Here is a 22,389-nt window from a genome sequence, read left to right on the forward strand (position 1 = left end):
AGGGCGTGTCGGTCAACACGGGGCAAGGCGGGACCTTCCGTGACTGGCATACTGTTACGGGTTTCCGTAGCGTAAGGCCGGAAGGCGATTTCGTCGAGCCGCATTCTTCTGCTGGGTGCAGCCAAGGCGGCGCGGCAGACCAGCGGCGCGCCCCGGCGGGCCGGGGCGTGCCCCGAAAGGTCAGGAGGCTTGCGACGCCTTCAATTCCAGCCGGCGTTGGTGGAGGACCGGTTCGGTATAGCCCGAGGGTTGTTCGCGGCCCTTGAAGACGAGGTCGCAGGCGGCCTGGAAGGCGATGCCGTCGAAATCGGGGGCCATCGGCCGGTAGGCGGGGTCGTCGGCGTTCTGGCGGTCGACCACCTCGGCCATCTTCTTCATGGCGGCCATCGCCGCGTCATGGCTGATGACGCCGTGATGCAGCCAGTTGGCGATGTGTTGCGAGCTGATCCGACAGGTGGCGCGGTCTTCCATGAGGCCCACGTCGTTGATGTCGGGCACCTTGGAGCAGCCGACGCCCTGGTCGACCCAGCGGACGACATAGCCGAGGATGCCCTGGGCGTTGTTCTCGACCTCCTTGACGATCTGTTCGTCGGACCACTTGCGGTAGCTGGCGGTGGGGATGTCGAGCAGCGTGTCGACGAAGGCGCGGCGGCCGCCGGCCTTGAGCTGATCCTGTACGGCGAAGACGTCGACCATGTGGTAATGCAGGGCGTGCAGCGTGGCGGCGGTGGGCGAGGGCACCCAGGCGCAGTTGGCGCCGGATTTGGGGTGCTCGATCTTCTGTTCCATCATCGCGGCCATCTTGTCGGGCATGGCCCACATGCCCTTGCCGATCTGGGCCTTGCCGGAAAGGCCGCATTCGAGGCCGATATCGACATTCTGGTTCTCGTAGCCGCCGATCCAGGCCTTGCGCTTGATGAAATCCTTCCGGCTGAAGGGGCCGGCTTCCATGCTGGTGTGGATCTCGTCGCCGGTGCGGTCGAGGAAGCCGGTGTTGATGAAGGCGACGCGGTGCTTGGCGGCGCGGATGCATTCCTTGAGGTTGACGGAGGTGCGGCGTTCCTCGTCCATCACGCCGATCTTGACGGTGTATTGCGGCAGGCCGAGGAAGGTTTCGACACGGGTGAAGATCTCGTCGGTGAAGGCGACCTCGTCGGGGCCGTGCATCTTGGGTTTGACGATGTAGATCGAGCCGTGCACGGAGTTGCCGCTGTCGCGGGTGAGGTCGTGCATGCCGATGAGCGTGGTGATCGCGGCATCCATCAGGCCCTCGGGGATCTCGTTGCCCTGGGCGTCGAGGATGGCGGGGTTGGTCATCAGGTGGCCGACGTTGCGGATCCACATCAGCGCGCGGCCCTTGAGGGTCAGCGCGCTGCCGTCGGGGGCGGTGAAGCTTCGGTCGTCGGCGAGGCGTCGGGTGAGGGACTTGCCGCCCTTGTCGAGCTTGGCTTCCAGCGTGCCCTGCATCAGGCCCAGCCAGTTGGAATAGGCGAGCACCTTGTCCTCGGCATCGACGCAGGCGACGGAATCCTCGCAATCCATGATGGCCGAGACGGCGCTTTCGATGCGGACATCGGCCAGCAGCGCCTGATCGCGGCAGCCGATGAAATGGGCGCGGTCGAAGATCAGTTCGACATGCAGGCCGTTGTTGCGCAGCAGGATCGCGTCGGGCGCTTTGGGGTTGCCGCGGTAGCCGGCGAATTTCGAGGGGTCGGCGAGGGGGCGGTCATCGACAAGCAGGGCGCCGTCCTGCACGTGGTAACGGCGGACATCGGCGTGGCTGGTGCCGTCGAGGGGGAAGAAGCTGTCGAGGAAGACGCGGGCGCGGGCCACGACCCGGGCGCCGCGGCCGCGATCATAGCCGCCCGGGGGCGGGGGCGTGCCCATGGCGTCGGTGCCGTAGAGCGCATCGTAGAGGCTGCCCCAGCGGGCGTTCGCGGCGTTGAGCGCGTAGCGCGCGTTGGTGATCGGCACGACGAGCTGGGGGCCGGGGACGAGGGCGATCTCGGGGTCGATATTGGTGGTTTCGATCTCGAAATCGGGGCCGTCTTCGACGAGGTAACCGATCTCGGAGAGGAATTGCTTGTAGGCCTCGTGGTCGTGCGGCTGGTTGCGGTGGCGGATGTGCCACTCGTCGATCTGGCTTTGCAGCTCGTCGCGCCGGTCGAGAAAGGCCTTGTTCTTCGGCGCGAGGTCGGTGACGAGGGCGGCGAAGCCGGACCAGAAGTCATCGGCCGCGACTCCGGTGCCCGGCAGGGCTTTGTCCTCGACGAACCGGGCCAGTTCGGCGGCCACCTGCAGGCCATGCTTTTCGATACGTTCCACCACGTTGCGCTCCTCCGCTTGTCCTCCGCTCGGGCATACAATGGCATGCAAATAGGACCGGGCCCAATGGAAAAATTGTCGGGACGGGGCGATCTGGTTAGGGAAAGGGATCGCTTTATGGTGACCAAGGGGAGCCCCGCTCGGGCCGGTGCGCTTCGATGCCGAGATATCGCGCCTTCGGGCTTGGGGTCAAACGCGTGTCAGCCGTGAGGGTTTTGATGACCCGCGCCGAGCAAAAAACAATTATCGTCACATGGGGCGACGTTCCAACGGCGGCGATAAACTATGCCGATCATGCTTGGAAGATCGAATCGGCGTCCCGTCGCATCGGTGCTTGGCAGTCGATTGCTTGAAACCTTGTTTATGGATAACCTCTCATTGCCAGAGAGGTGCCCAATGACTTTCGATCAGGCAATGTTCAATATCTACAAGCGCGCGAAAGAGGAGGCAGGATACCCCGCCAATATCTTTCTTCGCATGATCACTGAAAGGGGCGGGCTGGCAACCGCAAAGACACTCATTAATTCTCCGCAGCCAAGCGACGGTTATACCGCTCTTTACGAACTTGGTCGTCTCGACTTGACCGTTGAGGCGATGGTGCTCGAAACACGAGAGTGGCAGGAGCTCTTCACGGCTGATGAGTTGAAGCGCGCTCGCCGCCGATTGAACCAATACGGCTACCAAGTACGTGAGCCGCACCCCTGAGCGTAAAAGCGCGACTTGCGTTGGTTCCGCGTGCGGCTTCGACCCACCGCCTCTACAACTTCCGGATCTTCAGCTTGGTGATGCGGTTGCCGTCCTTGGCCATGACCTCGAAGCGGAAGCCGTGGAGGTTGAAGACCTGGTTCACCTCGGGGATGATCTGGGCCTCGTGGATGACGAGGCCGGCGACGGTGTTGGCCTCGTCGTCGGGGAGGTTCCAGTCGGTGGCGCGGTTGAGGTCGCGGAGCGTCATGGCGCCGTCGACGAGGAACTGGTTGTCGTCGCTGCGGCGGATCGGGTGGTCGGCGTCGGGGTCGAACTCGTCGGCGATCTCGCCCACGATTTCCTCGAGGATGTCTTCCAGGGTGATCAGGCCCTGCAGGACGCCGTATTCGTCGACCACCAGCGCGAAATGGGTGCGCAGGCGCAGGAACTGGCGCATCTGGTCGTCGAGCGTGGTGGTTTCGGGCACGAAATAGGGCTTCATCGCCACGTCGGTGATGTCGAAATTCTTCAGCACCTCGTCCGACAGGCCGCCTTCGGTCACCAGCTTGTACATGGCGCGCAGGAGGTCCTTGGCGTGGACGACGCCGATGATGTTGTCGGGGTCGTCGCGGTAGACGGGCAGGCGGGTGTGGCTGCTTTTGAGGCACTGGTCGAGGATCGCCTGCGGCTCGAGCTCGGCGTCGATCATCTCGATGCCGGAGCGGTGGAGCATGATCTCTTCCACCGCGCGGTCGCCGAGGTCGAGCGCGCCGAGGATACGGTCGCGGTCTTCCTTTTCGACGACGCCTTCGGAATGGCCGAGATAGAGCGCGCCGGCGATTTCCTCGCGCACGGCGAGGATGTGGCTGTCGGGGTCGATCTTGACGCCGAAGAGGCTGAGGACCATGCGCACGAAGACGCGGACCGCCGAGACGACGGGGGAGAAGATGGAGATGACCAGCGTGATGATGGGCGCGGTGCGGGCGGCCGCGGCCTCGGCGTTGGTGATGGCGTAGGTCTTGGGCAGCACCTCGGCGAAGATCAGCACGAGGAGGGTCATCACGAGGGTCGCGAGTGCCACGCCGCTTTCTCCGAAGATGCGGGTGAAGAGTGCCGTGGCGAGCGAGGCCGCGAGGATGTTGACGAGGTTGTTGCCCAGCAGGACGGAGCCGATCAGGCGTTCATTGTCCTCGGTGATCTCGAGCGCCTTGGCGGCGCCCTTTTCGCCCTTGTCCGCGCGGGCGCGCAGCTTGCCGCGGGAGGCGGCCGTGAGGGCCGTTTCACTGCCCGAAAAGAAGGCCGAGAGGACGAGGAGGGCGAGGATAGACGTGCCCGTGATCCAGAAGGCGGCGTCGAGCAGCGAAGATGAGGGTTCCATTCAGGTCGTTTTCCTTAAAGCCTCTCGGGTTATGGGGTTTTGGCGGACAGCGTTCAAGGGATCATCGGGTCGCAATGTACGCCATGGTGCGGTTTAGTCGCCTGCCGGGGGCTCCCCCTTGGTGCGGGCGGCGGCGGCCTTGGCCAGCGGGTGGTGGTCTTCGACCAGTGACCGGAGGCGTTCGTCGAGCACGTGGGTGTAGATCTCGGTCGTGGCGACATCGGCGTGGCCCAGCAGCACCTGGATGGCGCGCAGGTCGGCGCCGTGGGCCAGCAGATGGGTGGCGAAGGCGTGGCGCAGCGTGTGGGGCGTGACCTTGGCCGGAGAGACGCCGCCGGCGACGGCCATTTCCTTGACCAGCAGGTAGAACCGGTTGCGGGTGAGGTGGCCGAGCTTGCCGCGCGAGGGGAAGAGGAAGGCGGAGGCGGGTTTGCCCTCGGCGCGGGCGGCATCTTCGGCGCGGTCGCGGAGGGCGAGCCAGTCGGTGAGCGCGGTGCGGGCGGGGGCGGAGAGGGGGACCATGCGTTCCTTGCCGCCCTTGCCGCGGACGAGCAGCATTTCCGGGTCGCCGCGCGCCGCCGAGACCGGCAGCGAGACCAGTTCGGTGACGCGCATGCCGGTGGCGTAGAGCAGTTCCATCAGGCAGGTGTTGCGGGCCCGGTCGGGGTCATTCCGGCCGACGCGGCGGGCGGCGTCGAGCAGGTGGTCGACATCGGATTCCGACAGGGTTTTCGGCAGGCGTTGGGAGCGGCCCGGCCCCTTGATGCGGGCGGCGGGGTTGTCCTCGCGCAGGCGTTCCTCGAAGGCGAAGACATAAAGCTGGCGGATGGCCGAGAGGCGGCGGGCGCGGGTGGCGGTGGCCAGCCCCTGGGCGTCGAGGTCGACGAGGTATGTTTCGATGTCGGTTTGCGTGGCGCTGTCGAGGCCGAGGGATTTGCGGTCGAGCCAGCCGGTGAAATCGTCGAGGTCGCGGCGGTAGGCGGCGAGCGTGTTGGCCGCTGCCCCCAGCTCCGCCGCGCGCGCTTCGAGAAAGGGCTCGATCCAGCCGCGGCCGGGGGTCATCCCGCCTCCGACAGGAGGAGGATCTGGAGGGCCGCCTGGCGGGCCACGTCTTCCAGCCCGACGATGCGGAGCGTGGCGAGCGAGGATTCCAGGTCGCGCATCTGGCCCGGCCGGGTGGATTGAAGCTGCATGGCGGCCGCGAGGATGGCCTGGCCGAGGCGGCCCTCGTTCAGGGGGCCGGCATGGTCGGGGGGCACCTCGGTGGCGGCGAAGGCGCGGGCGATGGCGGATTCGGTGCCGGCGGCGGCGCCGGCCTCGTCGGGTGCGCCCTTGGCGACCCCGGCGAGGAAGTCGAGGCGGCGGGTCCGGGGGCCCGTGGCCCGGGCGGCGCTTTCGTAGACCGGCGAGAGCAGCGCGATCTCGTGGGCGAGATCGGCGGCGGCGGGCAGGTCGAGCGCGGCGAGCCGTTCGCCGTAGAGCGTGGCGAAGACGACGGCGAGGTCGTTGGCGCGCATCAGGCGCCAGACCTCGGGCAGCTCTTCGGCTATGGCCTTGGGGTCGTTCGATTCGAGCGCCGCGTCGAATTCCTGCACCGCGCGGACCCGTTCCCAGACCCCGCCCGATGCGGCGGGCCGCCGGTCGGTATAGAGGCCGAGCAGGCGGTTGGCGGGCAGGGCGCCGGTGCGGGCGAGGCGTTCGGCCGCCTCGACCTCGGCCTTCCAGCCCATGGTGCCGCGCAGGTCGGCCACGGCATATTCCCGCGGCAGGTTGCGGGTGGGCAGGGGCATGCCGCTGGCCTCGTAGAGGCGGAACAGCAGCGGGGTCATGGTGCGGGGCGGCGGCATCTCGTTCGCCTCGGCGAACTCGGGGTCGAGGAACTGGGCCAGCAGCGCCGATTCGTGGGCGTCGAGCGCGCCGATGGCGTTGGCGGTGTCGTAGGTGAGGGCCGCGGTCGACCAGTCGCCGGCGCGGGCGATGCAGAAGATCCGCTTGGCGTAGCTGTCCGACAGGTCGGGGGTGTCGGCGAGGGCGCGGCAGGCGTCATCCTCGGTGCCCTTCAGAAGCGCGAGGTCGAGCCACGCGTCGAAGAGGAGCGGGGTGTCGGCCCCCGCGCGCTCCACCAGTGCCAGCGCCGCGTCGACCGCGCCGTATTTGCGCAGCGCGTCGAGCCGGGCGCGCAGGAAGCGGGCATTCTCGGCGGCGTCGGCGGGCGGTTCGGCTTCGGCCAGCAGCAGCGTGTAGTAGAGCGCCTGGATCGCCGGCAGGGGCGTGTCGCCCAGCCGCGACATCTGGGCCACGATCGTGTCGGTGGCGCTGGCCTGCCAGAGCGAGGCGGGCAGGCCCGTGGTGCTGGAGGGCAGCAGGCCCACCGCGTCGGGCTGCACGTCGTCGAGCGCCATGACGGTGACGTCGGGCACGGTGACGCCTTCGGTCACCGGCGGGTTCACCAGCGGTTGCAGCAGCGGCTGGGCCACGCTGACCGGGGCCGGCTGGTTGAGCCAGTCGATGGCCGAAAGCGGCTCCTCCGCCAGCGCCAGCCCCGGTGTCAGCAGGACGGCGAGGGAGAGGCTATTCGGTCTCAAGAATGATTTCCTGACGTATCTCTTCCTCGGGCGGAGAAAAATCCGCGCCGAAGAACGGCCCGATATAGGCGTAGGCCACGAGGGCCAGGAAGGCCAACACGGCCAGGTAGAAAAGCCACTTGATCAGGCGCGCCATTTTGCCTCTTGCTCGTAGGTCTGTTCGTTGTCGACTTTATAGCTGGCCTTTTGAACAAGATCACGTCATTCAGTGCAAACGATTTGGTTATTGGCAGGGGAGCGCCGAGCATTGGCCGCCGTAAGGCATTGGAAACTACACAAGACCGTGGTTCTGGTGGGTATGATGGGGGCTGGCAAGACCGCGGTCGGAAAAGCGCTTGCCGCGCGGCTGGAGGTTCCTTTCCTCGATTCGGATGCCGAGATCGAGCAGGCGGCGAACATGTCGATTGCCGAGATTTTCGCCCGTGACGGCGAATCCTTTTTCCGGGACCGCGAGACGCAGGTGATCAACCGGCTGTTGGAAAACCGGCGGGGGATCCTGTCGACCGGGGGTGGCGCGTTCCTGTCGGAGCGGAACCGGGCGCTGATTTCGGAAAAGGGCGTGTCGGTGTGGCTGGATGCCGAGTTGCCGCTGTTGTGGAACCGGGTAAAACACAAGGATACCAGGCCGTTACTGCGCACGGATAAACCTCATGCCACGCTGAAGGCGCTCTATGAGGCGCGTGTGCCTGTTTATGCGACGGCCGATCTTTCGGTGAAGGCGCGGTCGGATTATGCCATCGAGACGATGGCCGGCAAGGTGGTGGAAACGTTGCTGACGCGGCCGGATGTGCTGGAGGAGATCGAATGACCGAGATCGTGCATGTGCCCCTGGGCGAGCGGGCCTATGACGTTCACGTTGGCCCCGGTTTGCTGGCGCGGTCGGGGGCGTTGGTGGGGCCGTTGCTGGCGCGGAAGCGGGTGGCGATCGTCACGGATGAGAACGTGGGGCCGCTGCATTTGAAGGCATTGGAGGCCGGTCTGGCGGCGGAGGGGATTTCCGCCGTTTCGCTGACATTGCCGGCCGGGGAGAGCACGAAAGGCTGGCCGCAGTTCGAGCGGACGGTGGAATGGCTGCTGGAGCAGAAGGTGGAGCGGCGCGACGTGGTCGTGGCGTTGGGCGGGGGCGTGATCGGCGATCTGGTGGGCTTCGCGGCGGCCGTGCTGCGGCGGGGCGTGCGGTTCGTGCAGGTGCCGACGAGCCTGCTGGCGCAGGTCGACAGTTCGGTGGGCGGCAAGACCGGGATCAACGCGCCGCAGGGCAAGAACCTGATCGGGGCGTTTCACCAGCCATCGCTGGTTCTGGCGGATACGGACGTGTTGTCGACGCTGACGGAGCGGGATTACCTGGCAGGCTATGGCGAGGTTGTCAAATACGGGCTGTTGGGGGATTCGGAGTTCTTTCAATGGCTTGAGACGCAAGGTTCATCTGCTGCCGGCGGGGATCAGGCGGCAAGGATTCACGCGGTGCGGCGATCGGTCGAGATGAAGGCCGAGATTGTCGTGCGGGACGAGACGGAACAGGGCGACCGGGCGTTGCTCAATCTAGGCCATACCTTCTGTCATGCGCTGGAGGCGGCGACGGGGTATTCCGACCGGCTGTTGCATGGCGAAGGGGTGGCGATTGGCTGTGCCTTGGCGTTCGAGCTGTCGTCGCGCATGGGACTGTGTTCGCAGGAGGAACCGAGCCGGGTTCGTGCGCATTTGCGCGACATGAAGATGAAGGTCGATCTGTCTGATATTCCGGGGGAATTGCCGGATGCGAATGGGTTGCTCGACCTGATGGCGCAGGACAAGAAGGTGGTGGATGGCAAGCTGCGGTTCATCCTTGCGCGCGGGATCGGGGACGCCTTTGTGACCTCGGGCGTGGACCGCGACATGGTGCGCGGGCTGTTGCAGGAGGCGCTCGACGCGCGTTAGCCGCCGGTGGCTTTCGGCATGTTTACCCGTTTCGACAGGTCTTCCAGGCTTTCCACCCGTTCGGAGTAGCGGTCGGTGAGATAGCCGCTCTGACCGCGGGTCAGCAGGGTGAATTTCATCAGCTCTTCCATCACGTCGACGAGGCGGTTGTAGAACGGGCCGGGTTTCATGCGGCCGTTTTCGTCGAACTCGTCCCAGGCTTTCGCGACCGAGGACTGGTTGGGGATGGTGAGAAGGCGCATCCAGCGGCCGAGGATGCGCAACTGGTTGACCGCGTTGAAGCTTTGCGAGCCGCCGGAGACCTGCATCACCGCCAGCGTTTTACCTTGCGTGGGGCGGATGCCGCCGATGGGGGCCAGCGGGATCCAGTCCACTTGCGTTTTCATGATGCCGGTCATGGAGCCGTGGCGTTCGGGGGTGGACCAGACCATGCCCTCGGACCACATGACGAGGTCGCGTAGCTCGGCCACCTTGGGATGCGTGGTGTCGGCGTCGTCGGGCAGCGGCAGGCCAGAGGGGTTGAAGGTGCGGCACTCGGCGCCGAGGCGGGTGAGGATGCGGGCGGCTTCCTCGGCGGCGAAGCGGGAATAGGAATGTTTGCGCAGGGATCCGTAGAGGAGGAGGATGCGGGGCGCGTGGGTGGGGTGCTCGGATGGGAAAAGTTTTATCTCGTCAATGGGTTCGAAGGCGGAGCTCACGAGGTTCGGGGTGGTATTGTCAGGCAAGGCGGGTTCCTTCGGTGGTCAGGATGAGCTCTCCGTCTTCCTTGGTGTAGGGGCCCTGGGGCCAGGTTTCCAGCAGGTCGAGCACGGTTTCCGAGGGGCGGCAGAGGCGGACGCCCTTGGGGGTGCAAACGATGGGTCGGTTCACGAGCACGGGGTAGGTGAGCATGGCGTCGAGGAGGGTATCGTCACTGACCGCAGGGTCGAGGAGGCCCAGCTCCTCGGCCGGGGATTTTGTGGTGCGCAGCGCGGTGCGCGGGGTGAGGCCGGCCGCGGCGAAGAGGGCGAGGAGCTGCGGGCGGGTCCAGCCGGTCTCGAGGTAGTCGATGACGGTTGGGTCATAGCCTGCGTCGCGGATGATCTGCAGGACGTTGCGCGACGTCCCGCAGGCGGTGTTGTGGTGGATGACGACGGCCATGGCGGTCAGGCGAACTTCGCACGCGTGCGGTTGGCGAAGGCCACGAGCGAGAGCATCACGGGCACCTCGACCAGCACGCCCACCACGGTGGCCAGGGCTGCGCCGGAGTTGAGGCCGAAGAGGCTGATGGCCACGGCGACGGCCAGTTCGAAGAAGTTCGAGGTGCCGATCATCGCGCAGGGGGCGGCGATGCGGTGCGGCACGCGCAGGGCGTAGGCCGCGCCATAGGCCAGCGCGAAAATGCCGTAGCTCTGGATCAGGATCGGCACCGCGATGAGGGCGATGACGAAGGGGTTGGCGAGGATCAGCTCGCCCTGAAGCCCGAAGAGGATGACCACGGTGGCGATGAGGCCGATGATTGACCACGGTTTGATGCGGGCGGTGAAGGCGTCGATCGCCTGTTTCGAGCCGAGGATGCGGCGGGTGAGAAGGCCCGCGGCGAGCGGCAGGACCACGTAAAGGATGGTGGCGGTGACGAGCGTCTGCCACGGCACGGTGATGTCGGTGACGCCGAGGAGGAAGGCCACGATGGGGGCGAAGGCGAAGACCATGATGATGTCGTTCACCGAGACCTGGATGAGGGTGTAGGTGGCGTCGCCCCGGGTGAGCTGAGACCAGACGAAGACCATGGCGGTGCAGGGGGCGGCGCCCAGCAGGATGAGGCCGGCGGTGTATTGCGCGGCGTCTTGCGGCGAAATCCACGGCGCGAAGATGTACTCGAAGAAGAGGACGGCTAGGAAGGCCATGGTGAAGGGCTTGATCAGCCAGTTGACGATGAGCGTGACGATCAGGCCCTTGGGCTGTCTGGCGACGCCCGAGATGGTGCTGAAGTCGACGCCGACCATCATCGGGTAGATCATCGCCCAGATCAGGACGGCGACGACGAGGTTGACCGAGGCGACCTCGGCCGATGCGACGGCCTCGACGAGGCCGGGGGCGATGGCGCCGATGGCGATGCCGAGGATGATGGCGAGCGCGATCCAGACGGAGAGGTAGCGTTCGAAGACGCCAAGGCCGCTGTCCTTGGCGGAGAATTCTGTGTCGGTCATGTCGGATCCTTGGCGGTCAGGCGGGGGTTGTGTCGTTCTGGGTCTGGCCGATGCGGTCGAGCTCTTTCTGGAGGGAGAGCCGGTCGAGCTGGGCTATGGGCAGGTTGACGAAGATCGAGATGCGGTTGCGGAGCATCCGGTAAGCATCTGAAAAGGCGAAGGCAATCTCGGCCTCGGTGCCGGTGGCGGCGGCCGGGTCGGGGACGCCCCAATGGGCGCTCATCGGCTGGCCGGGCCAGATGGGGCAGGGCTCGGACGCGGCCTGATCGCAGACGGTGAAGACGAAATCCATCTGCGGGGCGTCGGGCGTTGCGAATTCTTCCCAGCTTTTGGAACGGATGGCGGAGGTGTCGTGGTTGAGGTGCTGCAGGAGGGCGATGGTGCGCGGGTGGGGCGCGTCTTTCGGCTGGGAGCCGGCGGAGAAGCCGCGGAATTTGCCGAGGCCCTCGCGTTCGATGATGGCTTCGGCCATGAGCGAGCGGGCGGAATTGCCGGTGCAGAGGAAAAGGACATTCTTGCGATCGTCGGGCATTGGAGGGGCCTCCTTTAGCAGGCGCAGGCGAGTTTGGAGATCAGGGGCTGGCAGAGGTCGGGGTTTCCGCCGCAGCAATCCTCGAGCAGGAAGCCCAAGAGGCCGCGCGTGCCGTCGAGATCGGCGAAGTAGCGGATCGAGCGGCCTTGCCGTTCATTCCGGACGAGGCCGGCCTGATGGAGGACGGAAAGGTTGGCGGACATGGTGTTCTGGCGGACGCCGAGCGCGTCGGAGATTTCGCCGGCGGCCATGCCGGTTTCGCCCGCCTTGAGGAGCAGGCGGAAGACGTCGAGCCTTGTGGGCTGGGACAGGGCCGAGAAGGCGGTGAGGGCGTGAGTCTTATCCATATATCAGGAAGTATTGATATATTGGAGGTGAGTCAACGGAGATGTTTAGGGGCGTTTTCCGCGCGGAAAACGGGGCCGGAAAATGCGTATTTTCCGGGCTCGGAATTTGTGGAAATTCCGAGTGGCGGTGGTGGGCGTGGGGGCGTTTTCTTGAAAAGAAAACGGGTCGGAATTTTTTGAAAATTCCGACACCGTCACTGGTTAGCCGGCGATCTTCACCAAGGCGTGGCGCTTCTTGCCGGCGGAAAGCTTGAGGTCTCCCGCAAACTCGTCGGGTGTCATCAGGCGCGGCTCTTTCACCACCTCGTCATTGATGCTGGCGCCGCCGCTGGCGAAGAGGCGCTTGGCTTCCTTGCCGGAGGGGCTGAGCCCGGCCTTCACGAAGAGCGCCGTGTTGGCGATGCCCTCGCCGATATCGGCAGCGGTGAGCGTCACGGTGGGCAGGTCGTCACCCACGCCGCCCTTTTCGAACACCTCGCGCGAGGTGGCCTCTGCGGCCTGTGCCGCCTCGGCCCCGTGCAGCAGGGTCGTCACCTCGTTGGCGAGGATGATCTTGGCGTCGTTGATCTCGGACCCGGCCAGCGCGCCCAGCCGCTCGCATTCCTCGATCGGCAGCTCGGTGTAGAGCTTGAGGAAGCGGCCCACGTCGGCATCCATCGTGTTCCGCCAGAACTGCCAGAACTGGTAGGGCGAGCACATCTCGGCATTGAGCCAGATCGCGCCATCGGCGCTTTTTCCCATCTTGCGGCCGTCGGCCGTGGTCAGGAGCGGCGAGGTGAGGCCGAAGACCTCGGTGTCGATCACCCGGCGGGTGAGGTCGATGCCGTTGACGATGTTGCCCCACTGATCCGAGCCGCCCATCTGGAGCAGGCAGCCGTAGCGGCGGTTCAGCTCGAGGAAGTCGTAGGCCTGCAGGATCATGTAGTTGAATTCGAGGAAGCTGAGCGACTGTTCGCGGTCGAGCCGGGATTTCACCGATTCGAAGCTGAGCATCCGGTTGACCGAGAAATACCGGCCGATATCCCGCAGGAAGGGGATGTATTTCAGGTCGCTGAGCCACTCGTCGTTGTTGAGCATCAGCGCGCCGGTGGGGCTGTCGTTGTAGTCGACATAAGCCGCGAAGACCTGCTGGATGCCGTCGATATTGGCCTGGATGGCGGCATCGTCGAGCAGCGGGCGTTCGTCGGCGCGGAAGGAGGGGTCGCCCACCTTGGTGGTGCCGCCGCCCATCAGGGTCAGCGGCTTGCCGCCGGTCTTCTGCAGCCAGCGCAGCATCATGATCTGGATGAGCGAGCCCACGTGAAGCGAGCGCGCGGTCGCGTCGAAGCCGATATAGGCCGGCACCACGCCCGCACTCAGCGCCTCGTCGAGGCCCTGGTAATCGGTGCAGTCGGCGAGGAAGCCGCGCTCGATCATGATGGTCATGAAGTCCGATTTGGGGTGGTAGGTCATATGGCTTGTTCCCGGGTTTTTCGCGCGGCATGTATAGGCATGGTTCGGGCGAAGGAAAAGAGCATGTTGAAGGCGGGGCGCATATGGGCGCTCGGGGCGATGTCGGGAACGTCGCTTGACGGGGTCGACGCGGCGATGGTCGAGACCGATGGCGAGGAGATCTTTGCCTTCGGGGCGTCGGATTACCGGGGCTATTCGGAGGGCGAGCAGGCGGTTCTGGCGGGGGCGTTGGGCAAGTGGCCGGGCGAGGATGTGGCCGAGGCCGAGGCGGTGGTGCAGATGGCCCATGCCGAGCTGTTGTCGCGGTTCGAGGGGGCGCAGCTGGTGGGGTTTCACGGGCAGACGCTGGCGCATGAGCCGCGGGAGCGGGGGACGTATCAGATCGGCGATGGCGCCGCGCTGTCGGAGGCGTTGGGCGTGCCGGTGGTGTGGGATTTTCGCAGCGCTGATGTTGAATTGGGCGGCGAGGGGGCGCCGCTGGCGCCGTTCTTTCATTTTGCCTGTGCGAAGTGGATCGGGGCGGAGCGGCCCTTGTGTTTCCTGAACCTCGGGGGCGTGGGGAACCTGACATGGGTAGACCCGCGCAAGGACAGGCCGGAGGCGGAGGGGGCTTTGCTGGCGTTTGACACCGGTCCCGCGAATGCGCCGATCAATGACGTGATGATGCGGCGGCGGGGGCTGCCCTATGACAAGGATGGCGCGCTGGCGCGGCGGGGGCATGTGGAGGACGGGGCGCTGGAGTTGTTCCTTGACGACGCGTATTTCTCAAGAATGCCGCCCAAGTCTCTGGACCGTAACGAATTTTCCGACATGATCGGATTGGTGAACGAGTTGAGCGATGCCGATGCGGTGGCGACGCTGACGGGGATGAGTGCCGCCGCGGTGCTGCGGGGTATGGAGCATTGCCCGGAGCCGCCCGAGCGCTTGCTTGTCACGGGTGGCGGGCGGCATAATCCGGTGCTAATGGAAATGTTGCGGGTGGCGCTGGATTGCCCGGTGGAGCCGGTCGAGGCGGCCGGGCTTGACGGGGACATGCTGGAGGCGCAGGCGTTTGCCTATCTCGCGGTGCGCGTGGCAAGGGGGCGGCCGACCTCGGGCCCGGGCACGACGGGGGTGCGCGCGGCGGTGTGCGGCGGCACGATCAGCCGGCCGGAGGGCACGGATTAGCCGGTCGAAGGGGACGGGATGACGTATGAACTCGATCAGGGGGCCGGGGCGGGGCTGCGGCTGGGGTTGATCCTGCTGAGCACGGACGAGACGCTGGAATACGAGGCGCGGCAGGTGCTGGCGGGGCGGGAGGTGAACCTTCTGCACACGCGCATTCCGGCAAGGGCGGATGTGACGCCCGAGGACCTGGCGACCATGGCGGGCGAGATGACGGCGACCGCGGCACTGTTGCCGCAGGGGCTGGACGGGGTGGCCTATGCCTGTACGTCGGGCGCGACGATCATCGGGTCGGAAAGGGTCGAGGCGTTGGTGCAGATGGCGCATCCGGGCGTGCCGGTGACCAATCCGCTGAGTTCGGTGGTGGCCGCGTTGGGTGAACTGGGGATGAGCCGGATCGCGATGGTGACGCCCTACGTGGAAGAGGTGACCGGGCCGATGCGCGAGGCGCTGGCGGCGCATGGTGTCGAGACGGTGAGCGACTTCAGTTTCGGCCAGAAGGAAGACCGGACGGTGGCGCGGATCACCGAGGCGAGCACGCGGCGGGCGATTGTCGAGGCGGCACGGAAGCCGGGGGTGGAGGCGGTGTTCACCAGTTGCACCAATCTGCGGACCTTCGGGATCCTCGATGCGGCCGAGGCGGAGCTGGGTATTCCGGTGATCAGCTCGAATTCCGCACTGCTGTGGCGGCTTCTGACGCTGGCGGGGCAGCCGGCGGTTGGCTGGGGGCCGGGGCGGTTGTTCGGCCGCGAAGCTGCGTGAGATTACCGAGATGAGCGATCTGGCCTACCGCAGGGAACTCGACGGCGTGCGCGCCATTGCCGTCTTGAGCGTGGTGCTGTTCCATGTCGGGTATCCGGACATGACGGGCGGCTTCGTGGGCGTCGATATCTTCTTCGTGCTGTCGGGCTACCTGATCTGCGGGCAGACCTACATGCGGCTGGAGGCGGGCACCTATTCGGTGACCGAGTTCTTTGCGCGGCGGATCCGGCGGCTGTCGACGGCCTATGCCTTGTGTTTCCTGGTGACGGCGCTTCTGGCGAACGCGTTCTTCCTGCGCTCGGAGATGGGCGTGGTGGCGGATGGGTTCCTGGGGTCGATCACCTTCACGAACAACTACAACCTTTTGAATTCGGTTGGATATTTCTCGACGCCCGCGCATGAGAACCCGTTTCTGCACACCTGGTCGCTGTCGATTGAGGAGCAGTTCTATATCGTGCTGCCGATGCTCATTTTGCTGACGCGCCGCAACCGGGTGACGTTTGCGTGGCTGCTGAGTGTGCTGTTCGTGGTGTCGCTGGCGCTGACGCTGTTTTCGGGGGATCTGATCTATGACCGGGAGGAGCGGTTTTTCGCGTCGAGCTTCCGGGTGTGGGAGCTGGCGGCGGGCGGCTTGATCTTCCTCGTGACCTATCACAGGCTCATTCCGGCGAAGCTGCCGCTCATGCCGCTGGTGGGGCTGGCGCTGGTGGTGGTGCCGGTGAAGTTTCTCGATGCGAGCTACCTGTATCCCGGGTGGGCGACGGTGTTGCCCGTGTTGGGGACGGTGGTGCTGATCGCGTTCGCGGCGCCTGGGCATAGCTGGGTGGCAAAAGCGCTGGCGGTGCGGCCGATGGCCTATATCGGGCGGATTTCCTATGGGACGTACCTGTGGCACTGGCCGGTGATCGTGGGGGCGCTGTACTATGGCGTGACGCTGACCGACGAGATCCGGGCGGTGCTGGTGCTGGTTTCGCTGGCGCTGGGGGCGGTGTCGTATCATTTCGTCGAGATGCCGGTGCGGCGGATTTCGGTGCGGGGTGAAGGGAAAAAGCGGCTCTACATGCTGTTCGCCGGGCAGGCTTTGGTGCTGCTCGGGCTGGCGGTTTACCTGATGTACCAGCCCGGCAAGGCGGGCGCGGGCGAGGATGCGCGGCTGGAGGCGTTGAAGGCCGAGGTGATGAATGTGCACCCGGGGTGGGATGCGTGCTGGGGGCAGGACAGCCCCGAGACGTTCTGCACGCTGGGGGTCGAGGGCGAAGAGCCTGCTTACGTGCTCTGGGGTGACAGCATGGCGAATTCGGCTTTCGAGGCGTTCGATGCTTATGGCGAAGAGCATGACCAAGCGGGCTACATGATCACCAAGGCGGCCTGTGCGCCGCTTTCGGGGGCCGGGACGAAGCCGGATTGCATTGCCTTCAATGACCGGATTTTCGAGTACCTGGAGAGCGCGCCGCCTATGGATGTGTTTCTCTTCGCGCGGTGGTCGTTCTATGCGGAAGGTTATGGGCATCGCGGTGACCGGTCGGGGCAGGTGGCGTTGCTGGGGCCGGATGGCAGTGCGGCGGAGGAGAATTTCCCGCTGTTCGCCGAGAGCCTGAGCGCGGCGGTCGCACGGGTGGCGGAGAAGCACCGGGTGATCGTGATCAACCATGTGCCGGAATTTCCGACATCGGTGCCGAAATCCATGCTGCGGACGATGCGGTTCGGGTCGGAGCCGCTGAACCTGACGGTGGAACAGTTCGAAAGCCGGACGGGGCGGACGGTGGAGGCCGTGCGGCAAGCCGCGGAGGAAAACGGGGCGGTGCATGTCGCGCCGGCGGAGCTTTTCTGTAACGATACGGTCTGTCACCATGAGGTGGAGGACGTGCCGCTCTTTATCGACAACGTGCACCTGGGGCCGCGGGGGAACGACCTGTTGCTGCAGGCGGTGGATGCGGCGCTTGAGACGGAGGGCCAGTGATGCGTGACGACAAACCTCTCGATCCGGCGACGATTGCCGCGCGGGCGGCCGGGGCCGTGGATGGCGAGCATGGCGGCGTGGTGCCGGGCGTGCAGCCGGCGACGACGTTCCGGCGGGATGAGAGCTATGCGCTCATGTCGGGCGGCAGCTATGGGCGGGATCACAATGCCACGGTGTTGCAGGCCGAGGAGGTGCTGCGGCAGCTGGAAGGCGCGGCGGAGACGCGGCTGTTCCCGTCGGGGATGGCGGCGGTGGCGGCACTGTTCCGGACCTTGCCGGATGGCGCGCGGGTGGTCATGCAATCGGGCATCTACTGGGGTGTGACGGCCTGGGTCAGGGAGTTCTGCGCGCGGCGGAATATCCGGCTGGAGGAGGTCGACGCGGCCGACCCGCTGGCCATCCGCAAGGCGCTGGTGGAGAAGGCGGACCTGGTGTGGATCGAGGTGCCGTCGAACCCGTGGCTTCGGGTGTCGGATATCGGGGCGATTGCCAAGCTGACCCATGACCGGGGCGGGCTGCTGGCGGTGGACGGGACGGCGGCGACGCCGGTTCTGACGCGGGTGTTGGAGCTGGGCGCCGATATCTCGATGCATTCGGGAACGAAGGCGATCAACGGGCATTCGGATGTTCTGGCGGGCGTGTTGTCGTGCCGGGATGCCGGGACGGTGACATGGCGGGCGATCTGTGCCGACCGGCAGGCGGCCGGCGCGATCCTGGGGCCGTTCGAGGCGTGGCTGCTGATGCGGGGGATGCGGACGCTGCCCCTGCGGATGGAGCGGATGTGCCGGAGCGCACAGGTGCTGGCCGAGGAATTGGCGGCGCATGAATGCGTGGAGCGGGTGCTGTACCCCGGCTTGCCGGATCATCCGTCGCACGGGCTGGCGGCGGCGCAGATGAAAGGTGGCTTCGGCTACCTGATGTCGGTGCTGGTGAAGGGCGGCGCCGAGGAGGCGCTGGCGGTGGCGGGGCGGATGCGGCTCATCCATCGGGCGACGTCGCTGGGCGGGGTGGAGAGCCTTGTCGAGCACCGGGCGACGATCGAGCCGCATACGGGCATCCCCGGCAACCTGCTGCGGCTGTCGGTGGGGATCGAGGATGCGGGCGACCTGATGGCGGATCTCGACCAGGCGCTGCGGGGGTAGGGGCCGTCCTACCCGGCTCGCATATTATCTATTTGATACATTGAAATGGGCGCTACCGGGCGGCGCACCCGCGCGTATCCTTTCAAAATGACTGAAATCAGCGGCTGTGATTCTAGGTTGCTCGACCACCTTAAGTTGAGGTGATCGCTTATTGTCTCCAAATGATAATCAATGGCGGCGGAATTGTGGCATTCGATACGGCTTTCTGGTGGGCCGGCGCCCGTTGAAGGCGAATTTTTTTCGAGGCCTCCCGGCGACCGGGTTGCGGCCCCTGGGCCGAGGAAAGGATCAGGCCAAGTCGTTAAGAATTAACCAAAATTGTGCGGATTCGTACTGTTCAACGCCTGAACCATCTTGGAAATAACTCTCAATTTGAAAGTCATGGAGCGACCAAATCTTTCAATTTCAGCGTCTTTTTTTTGCTTAATGTTTTGCTGAGTATCAGATTGTGACGTAATAATGGCTCCGGGATGGCTCGAATGTGGCGATTTTAAGGCTGCTGGGGGAGCCGCTCGTCAATTTTGACCAGACACCTTTGGGGGGTGACCAATGAAACGTATTCTTGCTTCTGCCGCGCTTTGCGCGGCCCTGTCGACTGTTGCCTACGCGGATAACAACGAGATCTTCGTGACGCAGTCGGGTAACAACAACCAGATCGGCAACGCTGCGCATCCTGCCACGCAGACGGGCATCTACAACGACATGACGTTCACTCAGAGCGGCAGTGACAACGTCATCGGCGCATCGAGCAACCCTGCACGGTTGCAGGGCGCCATCCAGGACGGCGACGATCATGTCATGGACGTGACCCAGCCGGGCCACCGCAACCAGGCCATCCGGCTTGAGCAGGATGGCGGCAACCACAGCGACATGTTCATTCGCCAGAGCGGCAATGACAACACGCTGGGCTTCATTCGCCAGAACGGCGACAAGCACCTCGCCGACATCACGCAGAGCGGCAACAACAACAGCGGCAACGCACGCCAGGTGGGCCGCGACAACGTTCTGATGGCGCGCCAGAGCGGCAACGCCAACGATTTCCTGATCCTCTCGGGGGATTTCGGCGTGAACGGCCGCCCGGGCGCCTGCACCAGCTGTGACGTGACCCTGATCCAGTCGGGCAACTCGAACTACAGCAACGTCTGGCAGCAAGGCAACAACCAGATGGCCAGCATCACCCAGAGCGGCAACAACAACACCGCCTACACCAAGCAGTCGCCGAACTGAGACCCGGTTTCCGGCTTTACCGAGGTGTCCGGGCCGGCCCCCGGACCGGATGCCGCCAACCCTTTCAAACTTGAGGAAATGACATGAAGCTTTTTGCAACAGCAGCAGCCCTCGCAGCCCTTGTCGGCACCGCCGCCCTGGCAGACAACAACGAACTTTTCGTGACCCAGTCGGGCAACAACAACGTGATCGGCAATGCCGACCAGCCGGCCACGCAGATCGGCACGCAGAACGACGCGACCTTCGTTCAGAGCGGCAATGACAACTCGATCGGCGATGTCGGCCCGAACGTGGCCAACATGGGGCAGCGCGGCTTCAAGCACACGCTGGAAATCCGTCAGTCGGGTAACCGCAACAAGACGATCCGCTACACCCAGACCGGCGAGAAGAACGACATGTCGATCCGCCAGACCGGCAATGACAACCAGCTTCAGCTGGTCATGCAGCGGGGCGAGAACAACGACGCCGACGTGGTGCAGAGCGGCAACGACAACCGCGGCTTCGCCGTGCAGGTCGGCAAATCGAACGTGCTCGACGTGGTCCAGGGCGGCCACCGGAACGATTTCGACATCAACTCGGGTGATTTCGGGCCGTCGAACGGGTGCATCTCGTGCGACGTGGTCCTGCGCCAGCCGGGCAACGACAACTACGCCAACGTGCTGCAGTCGGGCACCAACCAGATGGCCAATATCAGCCAGAGCGGTCTCAACAACACGGTCTACTCGTCGCAGTCGGCAAACTAATCCGGCCGCCGGATATCAAGCAGCCTGTCCGGGCCGATGCCCGGCCCGGACAGATCCAACACTGGAAAATTGAGGAAACAACATGAAACTCCTTGCAACTGTAGCCACCGTCGCCGCGCTTCTCGGCACGGCCGGCCTCGCCGACAACAACGAGCTCTTCGTGACGCAGGCGGGCAACGACAACTTCGTCGGTGATGCCAACAACCCTGTCGAACAGAACGGCACCTCGAACTACATGGACATCAGCCAGACCGGCAACGGCAACACCGTCGGGTCGCGGGCGACGTCGGAACCGGCGCTGCCGACATGGCCTGGCGCAACCCAGACCGGCTCGGACCACGAGATGACCATCGTGCAATCGGGGCACCGCAACAAGGCCGAGCTACTTCAGCAGCGCGGCGGCAACAAGAACACGATGGAAATCCGTCAGAGCGGCAATGACAACCGCATCGTCAACGCCCACCAGTACGGTGACAAGAACACGTTCGACGTGCGCCAGAGCGGCAACGAGAACTATGGCAACTCGCTGCAGGTCGGTGACCAGAACATCATCGAGGTGCGCACGAGCGGTCACCGCAACACTTATGACCTGAATCAGGGCAGCTTCTCGGCCAATGCCTGCACCAAGTGCGACATCGAGCTGATCCAGGGCGGCAACGACAACGCCGCCAATGTGTATCAACAGGATCTGAACCAGATGGCCAGCATCAGCCAGAGCGGCAACGGCAACACGGTCTACACGTCGCAGGCGGCTAACTGAGGCTGCAGAGTCTCAATCAGAAGCGAAAATTCGGGCCGAAGCCCGGCCCGAATGACACCCACATTTGTAAATGGTAGGAAATTAACATGAAGCTTTTCGCAACAGTGACCGCGCTTGCCGCACTCCTGGGAACGGCCAGCCTTGCCGACAACAACGAGATTTTCGTGGCCCAGTCAGGCAACAACAACAACATCGGTACGGCGGCCGACCCGCTGGAACAGGTCGGCACGCAGAACTTGATCGACGTCACTCAGAGCGGCAACGAGAACACGGTCGCGAAGGCCCGTCAGGCAGGCGCCCAACACGACATGAACGTCGTGCAGTCGGGTAACCGCAACCTGTTCCAGAACGTCCGCCAGCGGGGCGGCGACAACAACGAGATGGTCATCCGTCAGAGCGGCAACGACAACCGCATCGTCAACGCCAACCAGTTCGGTAACAGCAACTTGCTTGATGTGCGCCAGGGCGGCAACGACAACTATGGCCACTCGCTTCAGAAGGGCGACCAGAACACCATGGTCGTGCGCACCAACGGTCACCGCAACGAATACAGGATGGCCCAGGGCAGCTTCAACGCGAATGACTGCACGGGGTGCGACATCGAGCTGACCCAGGGCGGCAACGACAACCTGGCCAACGTGTATCAGATGGATCTGAACCAGATGGCCAGCATCAACCAGAGCGGCAACGGCAACACGGTTTACACCAGCCAGAGCGCAAACTGAGACCGGGGCGCGCGCGATCTTTCGCAGGGTCACGCGCGCCTTGTTTATTCTGTATCGTTTTGGCACATTGAGTCGCGTGCCTGAGCGATTTTACGGAGCCATTTCGAGAAGTGATACATCTCATCCGCCTTCTTTTCCTGACCGGGCTTTTGAGTGTCGCTTCGATAGGGAGTGCCCAGGGTTTGACACAGCTTGCCTGCCGGGTCGTTGTCGAGAAGAACGATGATCTCGTGTCGGTCTACGCGCTGGCGCAGGTCAGCCAGCCGGTCACCGTGGATTATTCCCTCGAGACAACCAAGATCAGCGCTTCGGGGACCGGGACCACCGTGCAATCCGGCACGCAGGACATGCAGGTGGGCAAGACGCAGGTCCTGTCGCAGGTCACCTACCGGCTGGAACCCGATGGCTGGCTGGAATTCGGCCTCGAGGTCACCGACCGGCTGACCGGGGCCAGATGCGAGTCGAGCGAGGCGGTCAGCCCAATCTGAAGGAGT

Annotated in this window: 24 protein-coding genes; 13 read left to right on the plus strand and 11 right to left on the minus strand. The window is 64.8% G+C overall.

Annotated features, from left to right (window positions below; all coding sequences use genetic code 11):
• Positions 1-180 precede the first annotated feature (180 nt).
• The gene (locus RIdsm_RS12785; protein WP_057815650.1) at positions 181-2,328 is read right to left on the minus strand and encodes a malate synthase G; all 2,148 of its coding nucleotides are present in this window, start codon (positions 2,326-2,328) and stop codon (positions 181-183) included.
• A gap of 215 nt (positions 2,329-2,543) precedes the next feature.
• On the opposite strand from RIdsm_RS12785, the gene RIdsm_RS30725 reads away from it, so the two are divergent.
• Positions 2,544-2,678, plus strand: coding sequence for a hypothetical protein (locus tag RIdsm_RS30725; RefSeq protein ID WP_268874586.1), 135 nt, complete (start codon positions 2,544-2,546; stop codon positions 2,676-2,678).
• 43 nt (positions 2,679-2,721) lie between these two features.
• On the plus strand, positions 2,722-3,030 hold the full coding sequence (locus RIdsm_RS12790) for a hypothetical protein (RefSeq protein WP_057815709.1): 309 nt from the start codon (positions 2,722-2,724) through the stop codon (positions 3,028-3,030).
• Between the two features lie 52 nt (positions 3,031-3,082).
• Here RIdsm_RS12790 and RIdsm_RS12795 read toward each other — a convergent pair whose 3' ends face one another.
• From RIdsm_RS12795 to RIdsm_RS30140, 4 genes are all read right to left on the minus strand, one after another.
• Positions 3,083-4,390 carry an HlyC/CorC family transporter gene (locus RIdsm_RS12795; protein WP_057815648.1) on the minus strand — a complete coding sequence of 436 codons (1,308 nt, stop codon included), beginning with the start codon at positions 4,388-4,390 and terminating at the stop codon, positions 3,083-3,085.
• A 93-nt stretch (positions 4,391-4,483) separates the two neighbouring features.
• Entirely contained in the window at positions 4,484-5,452 is a 969-nt protein-coding gene (locus RIdsm_RS12800) for a tyrosine recombinase (RefSeq protein WP_057815645.1), read from the minus strand.
• Positions 5,449-6,975, minus strand: a complete 1,527-nt coding sequence (locus RIdsm_RS12805; protein WP_064259069.1) for a hypothetical protein — start codon at positions 6,973-6,975, stop codon at positions 5,449-5,451. The genes RIdsm_RS12800 and RIdsm_RS12805 overlap by 4 nt, the downstream gene beginning before the upstream one ends.
• Positions 6,962-7,111, minus strand: a complete 150-nt coding sequence (locus RIdsm_RS30140) for a hypothetical protein (RefSeq protein WP_177228373.1) — start codon at positions 7,109-7,111, stop codon at positions 6,962-6,964. The genes RIdsm_RS12805 and RIdsm_RS30140 overlap by 14 nt, the downstream gene beginning before the upstream one ends.
• A gap of 147 nt (positions 7,112-7,258) precedes the next feature.
• On the opposite strand from RIdsm_RS30140, the gene RIdsm_RS12810 reads away from it, so the two are divergent.
• Complete coding sequence (locus RIdsm_RS12810) at positions 7,259-7,783, plus strand: shikimate kinase (RefSeq protein WP_420854127.1); 525 nt, start codon at positions 7,259-7,261, stop codon at positions 7,781-7,783.
• A complete protein-coding gene (aroB, locus tag RIdsm_RS12815; RefSeq protein WP_057815641.1) occupies positions 7,780-8,892 on the plus strand; it encodes a 3-dehydroquinate synthase in 1,113 nt (370 codons plus the stop codon). The genes RIdsm_RS12810 and aroB overlap by 4 nt, the downstream gene beginning before the upstream one ends.
• On the opposite strand, the gene arsH is transcribed toward aroB, so the two are convergent.
• The 6 genes from arsH to tyrS form a co-directional block, all read right to left on the minus strand.
• A complete protein-coding gene (gene arsH / locus RIdsm_RS12820; RefSeq protein ID WP_057815639.1) occupies positions 8,889-9,617 on the minus strand; it encodes an arsenical resistance protein ArsH in 729 nt (242 codons plus the stop codon). The genes aroB and arsH overlap by 4 nt on opposite strands.
• Entirely contained in the window at positions 9,610-10,032 is a 423-nt protein-coding gene (gene arsC / locus RIdsm_RS12825) for an arsenate reductase (glutaredoxin) (protein WP_057815637.1), read from the minus strand. Before arsC ends, arsH begins: the two co-directional genes overlap by 8 nt.
• A 5-nt stretch (positions 10,033-10,037) precedes the next feature.
• Positions 10,038-11,081 carry an ACR3 family arsenite efflux transporter gene (arsB, locus tag RIdsm_RS12830; RefSeq protein WP_057815635.1) on the minus strand — a complete coding sequence of 348 codons (1,044 nt, stop codon included), beginning with the start codon at positions 11,079-11,081 and terminating at the stop codon, positions 10,038-10,040.
• A gap of 16 nt (positions 11,082-11,097) precedes the next feature.
• A complete protein-coding gene (locus tag RIdsm_RS12835; RefSeq protein ID WP_057815632.1) occupies positions 11,098-11,613 on the minus strand; it encodes an arsenate reductase ArsC in 516 nt (171 codons plus the stop codon).
• A 14-nt stretch (positions 11,614-11,627) separates the two neighbouring features.
• On the minus strand, positions 11,628-11,960 hold the full coding sequence (locus RIdsm_RS12840) for an ArsR/SmtB family transcription factor (protein WP_057815629.1): 333 nt from the start codon (positions 11,958-11,960) through the stop codon (positions 11,628-11,630).
• A gap of 201 nt (positions 11,961-12,161) precedes the next feature.
• Positions 12,162-13,412, minus strand: coding sequence for a tyrosine--tRNA ligase (gene tyrS, locus RIdsm_RS12845; RefSeq protein ID WP_057815627.1), 1,251 nt, complete (start codon positions 13,410-13,412; stop codon positions 12,162-12,164).
• A 63-nt stretch (positions 13,413-13,475) separates the two neighbouring features.
• Here tyrS and RIdsm_RS12850 point away from each other — a divergent pair, with 63 nt between their 5' ends.
• From RIdsm_RS12850 to csgH, 9 genes are all read left to right on the plus strand, one after another.
• Positions 13,476-14,579, plus strand: coding sequence for an anhydro-N-acetylmuramic acid kinase (locus RIdsm_RS12850; RefSeq protein WP_057815625.1), 1,104 nt, complete (start codon positions 13,476-13,478; stop codon positions 14,577-14,579).
• A gap of 18 nt (positions 14,580-14,597) precedes the next feature.
• Positions 14,598-15,338, plus strand: a complete 741-nt coding sequence (locus tag RIdsm_RS12855) for a maleate cis-trans isomerase family protein (RefSeq protein WP_057815623.1) — start codon at positions 14,598-14,600, stop codon at positions 15,336-15,338.
• 10 nt (positions 15,339-15,348) lie between these two features.
• Positions 15,349-17,298 carry an acyltransferase family protein gene (locus RIdsm_RS12860; protein ID WP_057815621.1) on the plus strand — a complete coding sequence of 650 codons (1,950 nt, stop codon included), beginning with the start codon at positions 15,349-15,351 and terminating at the stop codon, positions 17,296-17,298.
• Complete coding sequence (locus RIdsm_RS12865) at positions 17,298-18,440, plus strand: trans-sulfuration enzyme family protein (protein ID WP_057815620.1); 1,143 nt, start codon at positions 17,298-17,300, stop codon at positions 18,438-18,440. The genes RIdsm_RS12860 and RIdsm_RS12865 overlap by 1 nt, the downstream gene beginning before the upstream one ends.
• 549 nt (positions 18,441-18,989) lie before the next feature.
• Positions 18,990-19,667, plus strand: coding sequence for a hypothetical protein (locus RIdsm_RS12870; RefSeq protein ID WP_057815618.1), 678 nt, complete (start codon positions 18,990-18,992; stop codon positions 19,665-19,667).
• Between the two features lie 83 nt (positions 19,668-19,750).
• A complete protein-coding gene (locus RIdsm_RS12875; protein WP_057815616.1) occupies positions 19,751-20,410 on the plus strand; it encodes a hypothetical protein in 660 nt (219 codons plus the stop codon).
• 82 nt (positions 20,411-20,492) lie between these two features.
• Positions 20,493-21,170, plus strand: a complete 678-nt coding sequence (locus RIdsm_RS12880; protein ID WP_057815615.1) for a hypothetical protein — start codon at positions 20,493-20,495, stop codon at positions 21,168-21,170.
• An 86-nt stretch (positions 21,171-21,256) separates the two neighbouring features.
• A complete protein-coding gene (locus RIdsm_RS12885; RefSeq protein ID WP_057815613.1) occupies positions 21,257-21,895 on the plus strand; it encodes a hypothetical protein in 639 nt (212 codons plus the stop codon).
• Positions 21,896-22,077: 182 nt separating this feature from the next.
• Positions 22,078-22,383, plus strand: a complete 306-nt coding sequence (gene csgH / locus RIdsm_RS12890) for a curli-like amyloid fiber formation chaperone CsgH (RefSeq protein WP_057815611.1) — start codon at positions 22,078-22,080, stop codon at positions 22,381-22,383.
• The last annotated feature ends 6 nt before the right edge of the window (positions 22,384-22,389 follow it).

This window comes from Roseovarius indicus (genome assembly GCF_008728195.1).
Classification (GTDB): Bacteria; Pseudomonadota; Alphaproteobacteria; order Rhodobacterales; family Rhodobacteraceae; genus Roseovarius; species Roseovarius indicus.

What these genes read in the sequence shown, in the direction of transcription:
- tyrS (WP_057815627.1), bottom strand. Translation starts at nt 13,412, where the DNA reads ATGACCTACCACCCCAAATCGGACTTCATGACCATCATGATCGAGCGC.
- RIdsm_RS12790 (WP_057815709.1), top strand. Translation starts at nt 2,722, where the DNA reads ATGACTTTCGATCAGGCAATGTTCAATATCTACAAGCGCGCGAAAGAG.
- RIdsm_RS30725 (WP_268874586.1), top strand. Translation starts at nt 2,544, where the DNA reads ATGACCCGCGCCGAGCAAAAAACAATTATCGTCACATGGGGCGACGTT.
- RIdsm_RS12835 (WP_057815632.1), bottom strand. Translation starts at nt 11,613, where the DNA reads ATGCCCGACGATCGCAAGAATGTCCTTTTCCTCTGCACCGGCAATTCC.
- RIdsm_RS12855 (WP_057815623.1), top strand. Translation starts at nt 14,598, where the DNA reads ATGACGTATGAACTCGATCAGGGGGCCGGGGCGGGGCTGCGGCTGGGG.
- RIdsm_RS12795 (WP_057815648.1), bottom strand. Translation starts at nt 4,390, where the DNA reads ATGGAACCCTCATCTTCGCTGCTCGACGCCGCCTTCTGGATCACGGGC.
- arsB (WP_057815635.1), bottom strand. Translation starts at nt 11,081, where the DNA reads ATGACCGACACAGAATTCTCCGCCAAGGACAGCGGCCTTGGCGTCTTC.
- RIdsm_RS12875 (WP_057815616.1), top strand. Translation starts at nt 19,751, where the DNA reads ATGAAGCTTTTTGCAACAGCAGCAGCCCTCGCAGCCCTTGTCGGCACC.
- RIdsm_RS12850 (WP_057815625.1), top strand. Translation starts at nt 13,476, where the DNA reads ATGTTGAAGGCGGGGCGCATATGGGCGCTCGGGGCGATGTCGGGAACG.
- RIdsm_RS12860 (WP_057815621.1), top strand. Translation starts at nt 15,349, where the DNA reads ATGAGCGATCTGGCCTACCGCAGGGAACTCGACGGCGTGCGCGCCATT.
- arsC (WP_057815637.1), bottom strand. Translation starts at nt 10,032, where the DNA reads ATGGCCGTCGTCATCCACCACAACACCGCCTGCGGGACGTCGCGCAAC.
- RIdsm_RS30140 (WP_177228373.1), bottom strand. Translation starts at nt 7,111, where the DNA reads ATGGCGCGCCTGATCAAGTGGCTTTTCTACCTGGCCGTGTTGGCCTTC.
- RIdsm_RS12885 (WP_057815613.1), top strand. Translation starts at nt 21,257, where the DNA reads ATGAAGCTTTTCGCAACAGTGACCGCGCTTGCCGCACTCCTGGGAACG.
- RIdsm_RS12880 (WP_057815615.1), top strand. Translation starts at nt 20,493, where the DNA reads ATGAAACTCCTTGCAACTGTAGCCACCGTCGCCGCGCTTCTCGGCACG.
- aroB (WP_057815641.1), top strand. Translation starts at nt 7,780, where the DNA reads ATGACCGAGATCGTGCATGTGCCCCTGGGCGAGCGGGCCTATGACGTT.
- RIdsm_RS12840 (WP_057815629.1), bottom strand. Translation starts at nt 11,960, where the DNA reads ATGGATAAGACTCACGCCCTCACCGCCTTCTCGGCCCTGTCCCAGCCC.
- RIdsm_RS12800 (WP_057815645.1), bottom strand. Translation starts at nt 5,452, where the DNA reads ATGACCCCCGGCCGCGGCTGGATCGAGCCCTTTCTCGAAGCGCGCGCG.
- RIdsm_RS12865 (WP_057815620.1), top strand. Translation starts at nt 17,298, where the DNA reads ATGCGTGACGACAAACCTCTCGATCCGGCGACGATTGCCGCGCGGGCG.
- RIdsm_RS12870 (WP_057815618.1), top strand. Translation starts at nt 18,990, where the DNA reads ATGAAACGTATTCTTGCTTCTGCCGCGCTTTGCGCGGCCCTGTCGACT.